The sequence below is a fragment of the Actibacterium ureilyticum genome (assembly GCF_002285435.1).
In the GTDB taxonomy this organism is placed as follows: Bacteria; Pseudomonadota; Alphaproteobacteria; order Rhodobacterales; family Rhodobacteraceae; genus Actibacterium_C; species Actibacterium_C ureilyticum.
On record NZ_NSBT01000006.1, the window covers coordinates 123,883 to 138,291 of the forward strand.

13 protein-coding genes are annotated in these 14,409 nt (G+C 66.5%); 6 read left to right on the forward strand and 7 right to left on the reverse strand.

The window, feature by feature from the left end; all coding sequences use genetic code 11:
* The first annotated feature begins 131 nt into the window (after positions 1-131).
* Entirely contained in the window at positions 132-2,057 is a 1,926-nt protein-coding gene (locus tag CLM60_RS00655) for a lytic transglycosylase domain-containing protein (protein ID WP_176473749.1), read from the forward strand.
* On the opposite strand, the gene CLM60_RS00660 is transcribed toward CLM60_RS00655, so the two are convergent.
* A complete protein-coding gene (locus CLM60_RS00660) occupies positions 2,051-2,917 on the reverse strand; it encodes a DMT family transporter (protein ID WP_095587333.1) in 867 nt (288 codons plus the stop codon). The genes CLM60_RS00655 and CLM60_RS00660 overlap by 7 nt on opposite strands.
* Entirely contained in the window at positions 2,914-3,591 is a 678-nt protein-coding gene (gene mnmC2, locus CLM60_RS00665; RefSeq protein ID WP_095587334.1) for a tRNA (5-methylaminomethyl-2-thiouridine)(34)-methyltransferase MnmC2, read from the reverse strand. The genes CLM60_RS00660 and mnmC2 overlap by 4 nt, the downstream gene beginning before the upstream one ends.
* Before the next feature lie 54 nt (positions 3,592-3,645).
* On the opposite strand from mnmC2, the gene CLM60_RS00670 reads away from it, so the two are divergent.
* The gene (locus tag CLM60_RS00670; protein WP_095587335.1) at positions 3,646-4,686 is read left to right on the forward strand and encodes an NAD(P)/FAD-dependent oxidoreductase; all 1,041 of its coding nucleotides are present in this window, start codon (positions 3,646-3,648) and stop codon (positions 4,684-4,686) included.
* A gap of 5 nt (positions 4,687-4,691) precedes the next feature.
* Here the strand turns inward: CLM60_RS00670 and CLM60_RS00675 are convergent, their stop codons facing one another.
* The 3 genes from CLM60_RS00675 to CLM60_RS00685 form a co-directional block, all read right to left on the reverse strand.
* Positions 4,692-5,459 (reverse strand): HTD2 family dehydratase, encoded by a 768-nt coding sequence (locus CLM60_RS00675; RefSeq protein ID WP_095587401.1) that lies wholly within the window; start codon positions 5,457-5,459, stop codon positions 4,692-4,694.
* Between the two features lie 41 nt (positions 5,460-5,500).
* The gene (locus CLM60_RS00680; protein ID WP_095587336.1) at positions 5,501-6,043 is read right to left on the reverse strand and encodes an NADPH-dependent FMN reductase; all 543 of its coding nucleotides are present in this window, start codon (positions 6,041-6,043) and stop codon (positions 5,501-5,503) included.
* Between the two features lie 91 nt (positions 6,044-6,134).
* Positions 6,135-7,349, reverse strand: a complete 1,215-nt coding sequence (locus CLM60_RS00685; protein ID WP_095587337.1) for a TsoY family (seleno)protein — start codon at positions 7,347-7,349, stop codon at positions 6,135-6,137.
* 145 nt (positions 7,350-7,494) lie between these two features.
* On the opposite strand from CLM60_RS00685, the gene CLM60_RS00690 reads away from it, so the two are divergent.
* The 4 genes from CLM60_RS00690 (at position 7,495) to CLM60_RS21280 (ending at position 12,033) form a co-directional block, all read left to right on the forward strand.
* Entirely contained in the window at positions 7,495-7,875 is a 381-nt protein-coding gene (locus CLM60_RS00690) for a hypothetical protein (RefSeq protein ID WP_095587338.1), read from the forward strand.
* Between the two features lie 57 nt (positions 7,876-7,932).
* Positions 7,933-11,388, forward strand: coding sequence for a chromosome segregation protein SMC (gene smc, locus CLM60_RS00695; protein WP_095587339.1), 3,456 nt, complete (start codon positions 7,933-7,935; stop codon positions 11,386-11,388).
* Between the two features lie 76 nt (positions 11,389-11,464).
* Positions 11,465-11,827, forward strand: coding sequence for a hypothetical protein (locus CLM60_RS00700; protein WP_095587340.1), 363 nt, complete (start codon positions 11,465-11,467; stop codon positions 11,825-11,827).
* 77 nt (positions 11,828-11,904) lie between these two features.
* Positions 11,905-12,033: a hypothetical protein gene (locus CLM60_RS21280; protein ID WP_281256648.1), complete on the forward strand. Its 129-nt coding sequence runs from the start codon at positions 11,905-11,907 to the stop codon at positions 12,031-12,033.
* Positions 12,034-12,037: 4 nt separating this feature from the next.
* Here the strand turns inward: CLM60_RS21280 and CLM60_RS00705 are convergent, their stop codons facing one another.
* Both CLM60_RS00705 and CLM60_RS00710 read right to left on the reverse strand, forming a co-directional pair.
* Complete coding sequence (locus tag CLM60_RS00705) at positions 12,038-13,213, reverse strand: lytic murein transglycosylase (RefSeq protein WP_095587341.1); 1,176 nt, start codon at positions 13,211-13,213, stop codon at positions 12,038-12,040.
* A 66-nt stretch (positions 13,214-13,279) separates the two neighbouring features.
* Positions 13,280-14,269 (reverse strand): glutathione S-transferase family protein, encoded by a 990-nt coding sequence (locus CLM60_RS00710; protein ID WP_095587342.1) that lies wholly within the window; start codon positions 14,267-14,269, stop codon positions 13,280-13,282.
* Positions 14,270-14,409: the final 140 nt, after the last annotated feature.

Genomic DNA, 14,409 nt, shown 5'->3' on the forward strand with positions numbered 1-14,409 from the left:
CGGGCGCGACTCGCCCGTTGATAAACGCGGCGCAACGTAACGGTGTGAAACCTTATTGCCAAGTTTGTGTATTGCGGCCTGATACGCGCGGGCTAGTCTTTTGGCAATCGGGAATGGATACGGCTTGTGGAATGCGCACCTTATTGTGCTGTCTGACATTTTGGCTTGGGGCATTGCCGGGTCTGGCGGTGGCCGAGGACCTGCGCGCGGTGATGCGTGCGGTGCGGGCCGACCAATGGGACAACGCGCGCGATCTGGCCCGTCAGGCCGGCGCGCTGGAACAGGACATCGTCACCTGGCGCTGGTTGCGCGCGGGCGAGGGGGCGTTTGACGATTACCGCACGTTCCTGTTGCGCCATGGCGACTGGCCAGGGCTGGACCGGGTACGCGCGCGGGGCGAGGCCGCAATCCGCGCCACCGACGATCCGCGTCATGTGATTGCCTATTTCGACGGGCGGCAACCGGTGACAGGGGCGGGCGGGCTTGCATTGACGCGCGCCTATGACACGCTGGGCATGACTGCGGATGCCGAGGCGCAGGCGGTGCTGACCTGGCACACGCTGCCGCTGGCCGCGCCGGCGCATGGCTGGATGATGGATCGCTTCGGGCATCATCTGGCGCCGCATCATGTCACCCGTCTGGATGCGATGCTGTGGCAGGGCGAATCCGATTCGGCACGGCTGATGCTGGATCTGGTGCCGCGCGACTGGCGCGCGCTGGCTGTGGCGCGGCTGACCCTGCGCGCCACCGGGCCGGGCGTGGACAAGCTGGTGGCCGCGGTGCCCCCGGCGCTGGCTGACGATCCGGGGCTGGCGCATGAGCGCTTCCAGTGGCGGGCGCGCAAGGGGCTGGAGGAAAGCGCGATCGCGCTGCTGGATGCGCAGAGCGTATCGGCCGCGATGTTGGGCGAACCCGCGCACTGGGCCGGGCGCCGCCGCAGCTATGCGCGCGAGATGATGCGCGAAGGCCAGAGCGAGCTGGCCTATAGGCTGGCGGCGAACAATTTCCTGACCGAGGGGTCGGATTACGCCGATCTGGAATGGCTGGCGGGGTTCATCGCCTTGCGGCAGCTGAACGAACCCGCTGTGGCGCTGGCGCATTTCGACCGGTTCGCGGCTGCGGTCGAAACCCCGATCAGCCTGGGGCGGGCGGGCTATTGGCGGGGCCGCGCGCTGCGTGCGCTGGGACGGCCCGAGGCGGCGCGTGACGCTTTTGCCCAGGGCGCCGAACATCAGACCAGCTTTTATGGCCAGCTTGCCGCCGAAGAGCTGGGCGCGCCGATGTCACCCGACCTGATCGCGGGGCGTGACCCAGCGGCGTGGAGCAATGCGTTGTTCCCCGAATCCGACGTTCTGCGCGTCGCACGGCTGTTTCATGACGCGGGCGAGCGCAACCTGACCGAATGGTTCCTGACCCATCTGGCCGAAACCGGCGATGCGGCCGGGCGGCGCGGCCTGGTCGAGCTGGCGCTGTCCTGGGATGAGCCGCATATCGCGCTGCGGATCGCCAAGGCCGCGGCGGGGTTCGGGCAGGTGGTGCCGCAGGGGTATTTCCCCGTTACCGATGTGGCGCAGCTGGATCATACGGTCGCGCCCGAGCTGGTGCTGGCCATCGCGCGGCGCGAAAGCGAATTCGACCCGGTCGTCGTCAGCGGCGCGGGCGCGCGCGGGCTGATGCAGCTGATGCCCGGCACGGCGCGGGACATGGCGCGCACCCTGTCGGTGCCCTATTCCCCGGCGGCGCTGCTGTCGGACCCGGCCTATAACGCGCGGCTCGGCACCGCCTATCTGGCCGAACTGATCGCCGAATTCGGCCACAACTATGTGCTGGTCGCCGCTGCCTATAACGCCGGGCCCAGCCGGGCGCGGCGGTGGATCCAGGCCTATGGCGACCCCCGGTCGGCCGGTGTCGATGTCGTGGACTGGATCGAGATGATCCCGTTTCGCGAAACCCGCAACTATGTGATGCGGGTGACGGAATCGCTGGTGGTGTACCGCGCGCGGCTGGCGGGCCGGACGGTTGCGTTCGATCTGGCGGATGAACTCAAAGCCTATTGAGCGACCCGTTCGCGCCACAGCGTGAAGATCCCCGCCGCCGTGACGACCGCCGCGCCGATGGCGACATTGGCGTGCAGGTCCTCGTTGAAGACCAGCATCCCCAGGCCCGAGGCAAAGACCAGCTGCAAATAGGCAAAGGGCTGCACCGCGCTGGCCTCGGACACCTCATAGACCTTGATCAGCAGGAAATGACCGAAGGCGCCCGTGATGCACAAAAGCGCCATCCAGCGCCAGTCGGCGGCGCTCATCGGTTCCCAAGCCCAGACCCCGATCAGGGTCATGACCGCGGCCCCCACGGTACCGGTCCAGAAAAAGCTGGTGGCCGCGCTGTCGCGCCGGGCGACATAGCGCGTCAGCAACCCGTAAAGCGCGAACATCAGCGCCGCCAGCAGCGCGATCAGCGCAGCGGGGGAAAACACCCGCAGTCCCGGTTGCAGGATGATCAGGATCCCGATGAAACCCACGCCAATCGCCATCCAGCGCAGCCGGCCCACGCGCTCGCCCAGCACCGGGCCGGACAGCGCGGCGATGATCAATGGGTAACAGGCAAAGATCGCGTGGCTTTCGACCAGCCCCAACAGGACAAAGGCCAGGACGGTCACGCAGATTTCCAGCGCCAGCAGGGCGCCGCGAAACGCCTGTATCAGCGGCTGGCTGGTCTGCGCGGCCGCCTTGACGCCGCCCGCCTTGTAACTGGCCACCGCGATGACGAAGGCCGCGAAGAACCAGTACCGGATCATCACGATCATCAGCACGTTGTATTCGCCCGCCAAATGGCGCGAGATCCCGTCCTGCATGGCAAAGACAAACGTCGTGGCGACCATCAGCGCGATGCCAAGGCGCGGGTTGGACGGGCTCATACGGGCATCCTTGCGGTGGTCATGTGGCGTTTGCGGCCATGGCCCGGCACGCGGGTCACGTCGAACCCCGCATCGGCCAGCGCCCGCCGCACGAAGCCCGCGGCGGTATAGGTCGCGGCCGTGCCGCCCGGTGCGGTATGGCGGGCGACCTGGCGCAACAGGTCGGTATCCCACAGCTCGGGGTTCTTGGCCGGGGCAAAGCCGTCCAGGAACCACGCATCGGCCCGCCCGGCCCAGTCGGGCAGGGTGGCGCGGGCGTCACCCACGATGATCTCGGCGCTCAGGTCGTCCAGCGTGATCTGCCGCGCGCCGGTGGCCCATTGGTCCAGAAACGGATCGGCGATGGCGCGGGCTTCGGGAAATGCCTGAAGCGCGCGGTCGATATCGGGGGCGGTCATCGGAAAAGCCTCGAAACTGGTGAAGTGCAGCCGCCCCGCGATGCCCGCCTGCCGCCAGTCCAGCAGCGCGGCCAGCATGTTCAGCCCGGTGCCAAAGCCCAGCTCGGCAATGTGGAACCCGTCGCGGAACCGCGCGGGCAGGTCATTGCCGGTCAGGAACACATGGCGGGTTTCGGCCAGCCCGTCGGTGATCGAGTAATAGGGGTCATCGAACTGCGTCGATACCGGGATGATGCCGTCTTTCCAGTCAAGCGCGGCTGTCTGGTCACTGGCCATGACTTGTCCTATGAGCTTGGGTGAACGCAGCGACTTTGGAAGAGGCGCCGTCGAATGGCAATGGCAGAAGTGACCGTGATGGGCGCCGGGATTTTCGGCCTGTCGGTGGCCTATGCCTGTGCCAGGGCGGGCGCGCGGGTGCAGGTGATCGACCCGCATGGCGTGGGCGCGGGTTCCAGTGGCGGGCTGGTCGGCGCGCTGTCGCCGCACACGCCGGAAAACTGGAACCCCAAGAAGGCGTTTCAACTGGAAAGCCTGTTGATGGCCGAGGGGTATTGGGCCGCCATTGCCGACCTGACCGGGCTGTCTGCGGGCTATGGCCGCGTCGGGCGGCTGCAAGCCATCGACACACCCCGCGCGCTGGAGCTGGCGCAGGCGCGGGCCGGGGGTGCGGCGACGCTGTGGCAGGGCAGGGCCGAATGGAACGTGGTCCCGGCGGGGCAGTTCGCGGGCTGGGCGCCCGAGGCCGCGACCGGGTATCTGATCCACGACACGCTCAGCGCGCGGATGCACCCGCGCCGGGCTTGTGCCGCGCTGGCGGCGGCAATCCGGGAATTGGGTGGTCGCATCGACACTGATGCCACGCCGCGCGGTTCGGTCGTCTGGGCCACGGGCCATCGGGGGTTGCTGGAGCTTTCGAAGGCACTGGCCAAGCCGGTCGGCAACGGGGTCAAGGGGCAGGCGCTGTTGCTGGACCATGACGCGGCGGGTGCGCCGCAGATCTATGCCGATGGGCTGCACATCATCCCGCATGCGGATGGGACGGTTGCCATCGGCTCGACCTCGGAACGTGATTTCGACGCGCCCGATACGACCGATGCGCAGCTTGACGCGCTGCTGGTGCGGGCGGCGCGGATCCTGCCCGCGTTGCAGGGCGCGCAGGTTCTGGAACGCTGGGCGGGCGTGCGGCCCCGCGCCAAATCCCGCGCGCCGATGCTGGGCGCTTGGCCCGGACGGCCGGGGCATTTCATCGCCAATGGCGGGTTCAAGATCGGCTTTGGCATTGCGCCCAAGGTCGGGGCGGTGATGGCCGATCTGGTGCTTCAGGGGGTCGATGCGATCCCCGATGGCTTTCGGGTCGAAGACAACCTGTAAGCGTTTCAGGCGGCTTCGGCCTCTGCCGTCATGCAGAGCCGGTTGTCCGGCCCTTCGACCCAGAATGCATTGCCGGACTGGCACAGCGCGGCGTCCTCGGTATCGATCAGCGGGGCGGTGCCGCGAAACCGGAACCGGCGCAGCGGGCCCAGCCGGTCCTGCGCCAACAGCATCAGCCGTTGCGCCAGAAGTGGGCCATGCACGACCAGCCCGCCATAGCCCTCGACCGATTGGGCATAGTCGCGGTCGTAATGGATGCGATGCCCGTTGAAGGTCAGCGCGGAATAGCGGAACAGCACCACCGGATCGAAGCTGACCGGCGCGCGGTGTTCGGCCACCGGCGCCTGCGGCGGTATTGGCGTGGGCGCACCGGGATCGGGGTCGGCGCGATAGACCAGATCCTGCCATTCGGTCGCGCACAGCGCGCCGTCCTGCGATACCTCGTGCCGCAGGGTGACAAAGCCCAGCGGCCCGCTGCGGCCCCGTTTCCGCGCGACATCCTCGATCACGGTTGTTTTCCGCGCGGGCAAGCCGGCGCGCAGGTCGCGAGTGAATTCCAGCCGCCCGCCCGCCCACATGCGGCGGGACAGGCCCAGGTCGGGGATGAAATCGCCGATCCGGGGATGGCCATCGCGGCCCAGTGCCACCGGCGGCAGCGCGTCCCAGAAATAGATCTGATGGGCAAAGGGCGGCAGCGGGTCGCCCGACCGGGGCGGCGGGCCGGGCAAGTCCAGCACCGCGTGCAGGGCGGCGGCGCGGGCCGTGTCCATCATGTCGTCGCTGACGCGGCTGCGCCCGATGGCGGGGTGTCCGCTCACGCCGCGATCTTGGCGCGCAGGGCCTCCATCAGGTCGCTCAACGACTGAAGGTTCTGTTCGTTCGTCAGCCGCCCGTCATCGTCGAACTGCTGCGCCGCGCCCGCGACCCAGACACCGGGACCGTAGAGCATCTGGGGGGTGAAGGGCGTCATGCAATGCCGCAGCAGCGCCTGTGTCTGCTCGCCGCCCGCGCGGCCCGCCGCCGCCGACATGACCGCAACCGGCTTGCCCGCCCACGGGTTGGGCTTGGTCCGGCTGATCCAGTCCAGCGCGTTCTTCAGTACACCTGAAATCGCCTTGTTGTATTCCGGCCCGGAAATCACCACCGCATCCGCTGCGGCGATCTGGTCGGCCAGTTTGGCGACCGGGGCCGGGATGCCCTCGGCCTCCTCGATATCGCCATTGTAAAGCGGCAGGTTCAGGTCGGCTTCGGTGAAGCTTTCGGGATCGAACAGCCGCGCGGCCTCGCGGATCAGTTTCGAGTTGAAGGACCCTTTACGCAGGGAACCCGAAATCCCCAGAAGTGTGTGTGCCGGCATCCTGACCTCCTGCCTTGGTACGAAAGGGTACACTAAGGCAGCGGGCGGCTATGACAAGGGGGCGGTGCCCGCCCCCCTGTGCAGCGTGCGGTCATTCGGCCGGAACGGGTGCCGCGGGGCTGGGTTTGCCGAAATGCTGCCGGTTCAGGCGGAAGACCAGCCAGATCATCGAAACCTGCAACGCCAGCGCGATGGCGGTCAACGCCCAGAACCCGGCACCGAACTTGTCGATCAGCCCGTTGGCGACCAGCCCCTTGTTGACCCAGAAATGCACCATCACGCTAAGCGCGACACCGGGACAGACCAGCGCATAGGACCCGGCCGAGGTTTCGCGGCCAAGCACGAAGCTGTCGAAATACCCCTGCCGGCGCAGCACCAGCAGGCCCAGCAACAGAAACACCACCTGCACCGCAAGCATCCGGCTGAGGAACACCAGATTGGCGATCGCATCGGTGTGGCTGTCGAATGTCACGTGCATGCCGTGTTCCTGGCGCAGGAACATGATGCCCAGCACAGTCAGGATCGGTATGACGACCATCAGCGTGGGCCCGGATGCCCGCGCGGTGCCATAGTGCAGCATCGAGTTGAAACCGATGATCGCGGCGACCAACGCATAAAGGATCGCCGTCACCCCGAAGAAGGTCGACCCGATCAGACTTACGCCCACGGTCATTGCGGTCGTGCTCATCGCCGCGGGTGCGGCAAAGCCCACGGCCACCATCGACAGGGCAAAGGCTGGCAGCAGTTGCGCGAACGAGTTGTTGGCGGTCACGTCGAATACCCCGCCCTCGGGCAGGACGCGGCCAAAGAAGCGGCCCAGTTGCCGGAACGCCAGAACACCGATCAGGCCGAATGCGATCAGCGCCATCGGGAACAGGTATTCCACGATCCCCCACAGGCCGGGTACGAACACCAGACCCAGGATGAAGCCCACATTCACGCTCATCGCCAGCGCCAGTGGCATCGCCAGAAGCTGCGTCTCGCCATTGCTGGCGGCCAGCGTGTCGAATTCGGGTGTTTTCGCAAAGGCGCGGTATTGGCTGATGTTCCAGATCAGCGACCGGATGTTCAGAAACGCAAAGACCGCGATCCCCAGCGCCGCGATCACGATGGCGGCTTGCAGGCCGAGGCCCCCGGTCGCGAAGCTTTGGGCCAGATCCTCGAACACCGGGACGGGGCGGTCGGGATGGGGCACCCAGAACATCAGGTACATGAAAAAGGTCACGGCCAGCCCGCCCGCGCCGAGCGATGCCAGCCAGTAAAGCGGCGAATAGCGATCCGCCGGTCGTTGGAGCCGAGGTTGCATCTGCGATCCTTTCATATTCAATAACATGAATATAATGGAGCGCCGCCCATCTGCCCATGCGACACTTCGTTCCAATCCGCAGGCCCGGTTAAGCCCCTGTTAACCACAAGGGGCCAAAGATCGCAGGAGGTGGAAGGAGGGCAAGATGCGCCTGTATGTTCTGATCCTGGGCACGGTGCTTGCGGCCTGCAGCGGCCCAAGCCTGTCGATGCGCGGTGCGATCCGGCACGAGGTTCAGGTGGGCCATAGCCGCTTTGTCGTCCACCAGCTGGGTGACCGGGCCGAGGCGGTGCGCACCAGCTTTGAAACCCCGGCCCAGCAACAGGGCGTGATGCATCGCGGCCACGCGGCCATCGAACAGGCCACCGGCTGCCGCATCATCGCGGGCAGTTTCGATGGCGACCCGGCCCTGATGCGCGCCGACCTGATTTGCCCGCCTGGTGACATCCCGGTCTGGGCGGCGAAAATCCGCAATATATTGTGGATAACTGTGCCCGCAATTCCAGATACGGTGTTCCGCGCTTGACTTGCGCCGTCAGGACGCAAAGGATTTGAGACCTGTTGGAATCATGGCGGCGCGCAATTGCGGTTTACCCGGCTCAGACTGAACGGCTTCAAAAGCTTCGTTGACCCGACCGATCTGGTGATCGCGGACGGGCTGACCGGCGTTGTGGGCCCCAATGGCTGCGGCAAATCCAATTTGCTTGAGGCGCTGCGCTGGGTGATGGGCGAAAACCGCCCCACGGCGATGCGCGGCGGCGGGATGGAGGATGTGATCTTCGCCGGCGCCTCGACCCGGCCCGCGCGCAATTTCGCCGAGGTCAGCCTGCAGATCGACAATACCGAGCGGCTGGCGCCCGCCGGGTTCAACGATCAGGACATGATCGAGATCGTGCGCCGGATCACTCGCGATGCCGGGTCTGCGTACAAGGCCAACACCAAGGACGTGCGCGCGCGCGACGTGCAGATGCTGTTTGCCGACGCCTCGACCGGGGCGCATTCGCCCGCGCTGGTACGGCAGGGGCAGATCAGCGAGCTGATCAACGCCAAGCCCAAGAACCGGCGGCGCATTCTTGAGGAAGCGGCGGGGATCTCGGGCCTCTATCAGCGGCGGCACGAGGCCGAGCTGAAGCTGAAAGGCGCGGAAACCAACCTGACCCGCGTCGATGACGTGATCGAGCAGCTGGCGGGGCAGTTGGCGCAACTGGCGCGTCAGGCCCGACAGGCAGCGCGGTATCGCGAGATCGGCGAGCAGCTGCGCCGGGCCGAGGGGATGCTGCTGTACCGCCGTTGGAAAGAGGCCGACGTGGCCCGTGCCGCCGCCGAAGAGGCGCTGCGCGGTCAGACCACTGATGCCGCCCAGGCCGAGGCCGCCGCGCGGCAAGCTGCCAAGACCCGAGAAGAGCTTGAGACCGCGCTGCCCCCCCTGCGCGAGGAAGAGGCGATTGCCGCTGCCGTTCTGCAGCGCCTTCAGGTGCAGCGCGACACGCTGGCCGATGCCGAAACCCGCGCCCAGGAGACCATTGCGGCATTGCAGGCGCGGATCGAACAACTGACCCGCGACATCGACCGCGAGACCGGGCTGAACCGCGATGCGGGCGACACGATCGACCGGCTGAAACAGGAACAGGCCGAGCTGGAGAGCGCAGGCGAGGGTTTCGCCGATCTGCTGGAGGCCGAGTATCAGGCCGCGCACGAGGCCGCCGCGATCCTGTCGGAGCGCGAAAATGCGCTGGCCGAGATGACCGAGGATGTCGCCCGCCTGGCCGCGCGGCACCAGTCGGCGCACCGCTTGCTGGAAGACGTGACCAAGACGCTGGAACGCAACGAGGCCGAGGCCGGCCGCGCCCGCGATGCGGTGGCAACGGCACAGGCCGCGCTGGATCAGGCGGCGGCCGATGTGGCAGCGGCGCAAGAGGATCAGTCCGCCGCGATGGCGACCGCCGAGAACGCGGAAGAAACCCTGAAAGAGGCCGACGATGCCCGCGCCGATGCCCAGGCGCGCGAGGCCGAGGCGCGCGCCGAGCATTCCGAGGCCGAGGGCGAGGCCAATGCCCTGCGCGCCGAGGTTGGCGCGCTGGCCCGTCTGGTCGAACGCGACACCGCCGAGGGTGGCCAGATCCTGGACAAGCTACGTGTCGATCCCGGTTTCGAAAAGGCGCTGGGCGCGGCACTGGCCGACGATCTGCGCGCGCCCGAGGTAGGTGGCGATGCGGCTTCGGGCTGGGCGCTCTTGCCAGATTACAACCAGGTGCAGCCGCTGCCCTCGGGCGCGGTGCCGCTGTCGAAACATGTTCAGGCGCCGGGCGTGCTCAGCCGCCGGATGCACCAGATCGGTGTGGTCGATGCGGCCCAGGGCAGCACGTTGCAGCCGCAGCTGAAACCCGGCCAGCGGCTGGTCAGCGCCGAAGGCGATCTGTGGCGCTGGGACGGGTTCCGCGCCGGGGCCGAGGACGCGCCGTCGGCGGCGGCCTTGCGCCTGCAACAGCTGAACCGCCTGGTCGAGCTGAAGCGCGATCTGGAAGAGGCGAACGCCCGCGCCGAAGGGGCCGCCCGGGCGCACACGTTGCTGAAAACCCGTCTGGCCGACCTGACCGAGGCCGACAAGATGGCCCGCCAGGCGCGGCGCGATGCCGACCGGCTGGTCGCCGATACCGGCCGTGCCCTGACCCGGGCCGAGGCCGACCATTCCATTGCCGCGACCAAGCTGGAAAGCGGGCAACTGGCCGTCAACCGCCACGAGGAAGAGGCGATGTCCGCCCGCACGCGCCTGAAAGAGGCGCAGGCCGCGGTCGAGGATCTGGACGATCTGGACGAAGTGCGCGCCGAGGTCGAAGACGTCAAGATGACGGTCGAAGCCGCGCGCATGACGATGCTGGCCAAACGGTCGGCCCATGACGAGCTGCGCCGCGAGGGCGAGGCGCGCGACAAGCGGCTGAAAGACGTGGCCTCGGACATGAACCGCTGGCAGTCGCGGCTGGACACCGCCGAAAAGCGCATGGGCGAGCTGCTGCAGCGGCGCGATGGCGCGCAGTCCGAACTGGACCAGGCCATTGCCGCGCCACAGGATCTGGCCACCCAGCGGGCCGAGCTGACCGATGCGCTGGAAACGGCCGAGGAGCGCCGCCGCGCCGCCGCCGATGCCCTGGCCGAGGGCGAGACCGGGTTGCGCGACGCGGTGGATGCTGAACGCAGCGCCGAACGCCGGGCGTCCGAAGCCCGCGAAAGCCGCGCCGCCGCCCAGGCCCGCGCCGAAGCCGCGCGCGAGACCGTGCAGTTGTGTGTCGAACGCATCGACGAAGAGCTGGAAACCACCCCGGCCGCGCTTCTGGAAAAGATCGACGCCGACCCCGAAAAGATGCCCGGCGCCGAGGCGATCGAGGCCGATGTGAACCGCCTGAAACGCCAGCGCGACGCGCTGGGCGCGGTGAACCTGCGCGCCGAGGAAGACGCCAAGGAAGTGACCGAGGAACACGAGACCCTGCTGGCCGAGAAGCAGGACCTTGAGGATGCGATCCGTGCCCTGCGCAACGGCATTGCCAGCCTGAACAAGGAAGGGCGCGAGCGCCTGCTGACGGCGTTCGAACAGGTGAACTCGAATTTCGGGCTTCTGTTCACGCACCTGTTCGGCGGCGGCGAGGCGAAGTTGGTGATGGTCGAATCCGACGACCCGTTGGATGCCGGGCTGGAAATCATGTGCCAACCGCCGGGCAAGAAACTGTCGACCCTCAGCCTGCTGTCGGGCGGCGAACAGACCCTGACCGCGCTGGCGCTGATCTTTGCCGTATTCCTGGCAAACCCCGCGCCGATCTGTGTGCTGGACGAGGTCGACGCGCCGCTGGACGATGCCAACGTGACGCGGTTCTGCGACATGCTGGACGAGATGACCCGCCGCGCCGACACGCGGTTCCTGATCATCACGCACCACGCGGTGACCATGAGCCGTATGGACCGGCTGTTCGGTGTGACCATGGCCGAACAGGGCGTCAGCCAGTTGGTGTCGGTGGACCTGAAGAAGGCCGAGCAGATGGTGGCCTGAGCGCTCGCCCGATCGTGACTTCGGGGTGATCGCGGATCGGCTAGGGTGGTGGCGACCGCAACCACCGGAGCCCGCCATGCGCCTGATGACCCTGTTCCTGTGCCTGCCCGTGATGGCATCCGCGCAATCCCTGAGGCCCGGCGACACACGCCTGAGCGCGGCAGAGCTGTCCAGCCACCTGTCCGGGCAAGAGGTCGAGTTCTTCGACGGCAGCACCGCGCGTTTCGGGGCGGGGGGCGATTATGCCTATCGCTATGTGCCCGATGGGCCGGTCTGGGCGGGCACCTATCAGACCGATGACGACAGCGCGGTTTGCATCACCTTCGACAACGGATCGGCGCGCTGCGACACCTTTGTCCGCAACGGCACGCGGCTTTACCTGATCACGGCGGACGGGCTGCGGTTTCCGGTCCGGGCGCAGCGGCCGATCGAAAACTAGCAGCGCACGGCATGGTTAGCGGTTGTTAACCAGAATCGGCCAGAACATTGAGGGAACATTTTGGAATGGAGCCTCAAATGACCGAACTGCTCTTGGCCTCTGTGCTGATCTTTACCCTCGCCTTTGCCGACACGATTGGCGAACTGGCCTCGCCCGGCAAGCAATGCCGGGTCGGCTCCCCGATATCGGCGGTGATCGGCTGCTAAGGCGTCACAGCGCGTTCAGCAGACGCGCCGTGGGCCAGGCATCGGCGGGCAGGCCAAGCCGTTTCTGTTCGGCCTGAACCGCCGCCCGGGTCTTGGCCCCGAGGATGCCGTCGATCTTGCCCACGTCATGACCGCGTGCCGTCAATTTCTGTTGCAGCGATTTCATCTGCGCCCCGCTCAGGCCCTTTCCAGGTGAACCTGCATCATAGACCGGTGCTCCCTCCAGCCGGGTCGCGAAATAGGCCGCGGTCGTGACGTAAACGAAGCTTTTGTTCCATTCGAAATAGACGTCGAAATTGGGATAGGCGAGGAACGCCGGCCCCTTGCGCCCCATCGGCAGCAGGACCGAGGCCGGAAGGTTCGATGGCCCCAGGTTGCCCGCCCGGGGCCGTACGCCCATCTTGGCCCAGTCACCCACGCGCTTCTTGGTGGTCAGACCGGTTTGCGACCAGTCCAGATTGTCGGGCACCACGATTTCCTGCAACCACGGCTCGTTCGGGCGCCAGCCCAGCCCGCGCAGCATCTTGGCCCCCGACAGCAGCGCATCGGGGGGCGAGGATTTCAGGTTCACATGCCCATCCCCATCGCCGTCGACGCCATTGGTCAGGATATCCTCGGGCAGCATCTGCACCATGCCGATCTCGCCCGCCCAGGCGCCGGTGGTCTTGGTGGGGCTGAACTCGCCCCGCTCGTAAAGCTCCAGCGCGGCGAAGATCTGCGGCCGGAACAGCGCCGGGCGGCGGCAATCATGGGCCAGCGTTACCAGCGCGTTAAGCGTGTTGAAATTGCCCTGTACCGCGCCATAGTCGGTTTCCAGCGCCCAGAACGCCAGAAGCACACCCGGCGATACGCCGTATTCGCGCTGTACGCGGTTGAACACGCTGGACCATTTCCCCGCATTGCGGCGCCCGTTGTCGATGCGGTTCTGGCTGATGATCCGCCGGGAAAAGGTGATGAAGTCCAACTGAAACACACCCTGCGACCGGTCGGCCTTGATCACCTTCGGATCAGACCGGGCCGAGGCCAGGAATTTGTCCACCGTTCCCGGCGCGTGCCCCTTGGCAACCGCCTCTTTCTTCACCCCGGCCAGAAAAGATGAAAAACTGCCGCCACAGGGCGTTTTGGCCAGGGCCGGGGATGTCAGGCCGATGATCGTGGCCAGGGTCAGGGCGATGCGCATGGGGTCCTCCGTGTCGCGTTGCGGGCGACCTTATCAGGCCCGGCACCGGGCACAAAGTCCGGAAACTCAGGCCGCCGCCAACCGCGCCCGCCCATGCGGGGCGTCCCAGTCGATCACCGGGTTGATCGGGATGATCCGGTGCGGATTGATGGTTTCGTGGCTATAGTGATAGTGCCGCACGAAGTGGTCGGGAAACACCGTATCGGCCACGCCCGGCCATTGGTACAGCTCGCGCGCATAGGGCCACAGGTGGTCGTAATCGATCAGCCGCCGCCGGTTGCATTTGAAATGCAGGTGATAGACCGCGTCGAACCGCAACAGCGTCGGCAACAGGCGCCAGTCGGCCTCGGTCACGCGATCGCCCAGCAGATAGCGGTTGCAGCTCAGGTGATCGTCTAGCCAGTCCAGCGTGTCGAACAGCGTCCCGACAGCCTCGTCATAAGCGCTCTGACTGGTGGCGAAACCGGATTTGTAGACCCCGTTATTCACGTCGGAATAGACGCGGGTGTTCATCGCCTCGATCTCGTCGCGCCGGGCTTCGGGCCAGAAATCCTGATCGTCGCCGGTCAGCCCGTCGAAGGCCGAATTGAACATGCGGATGATTTCCGAGGATTCGTTCGACACGATGGTGTTGCTGCGGCAATCCCACAGGATCGGCACGGTCACGCGGCCCGACATGTCGGGCTTGGCCTTCAGATAAACATCCCGCAGATAGGGCAGGGCGAACAGCGTGTCGCCGGTCGCCCCGGGGAAATCGGCATCGAAGGTCCAGCCCTCGGACAGCATGTCGGGATGCACGACCGAGATGCCGATATGGTCCTGCAACCCCTTCAGCGCGCGAAAGATCAGCGTGCGGTGCGCCCAGGGACAGGCATAGGAAACATAAAGGTGATAGCGGCCGCTTTCGGCGGCGAATCCGCCGTTGCCCGTGGGGCCCGGTGCACCATCGGGGGTGATCCAGTTGCGAAACTCGGCCTGGCTGCGCACGAATTTGCCACCGCTTTTTTCGGTGTCGTACCAGTCGTCATGCCATGTGCCGTTGATCAATTGTCCCATCGTTTCCTCCTCTGTTCCCCAATGACATAAGGCAACATGCCCCATGGGCGTAGTCCGCATGCGCGCGCAGATTTTCTGCGGTGACGCAGTGCGGAAACGATATGTTAACGCGGTCCCCCTTGATTTCGGACGGCATTCGC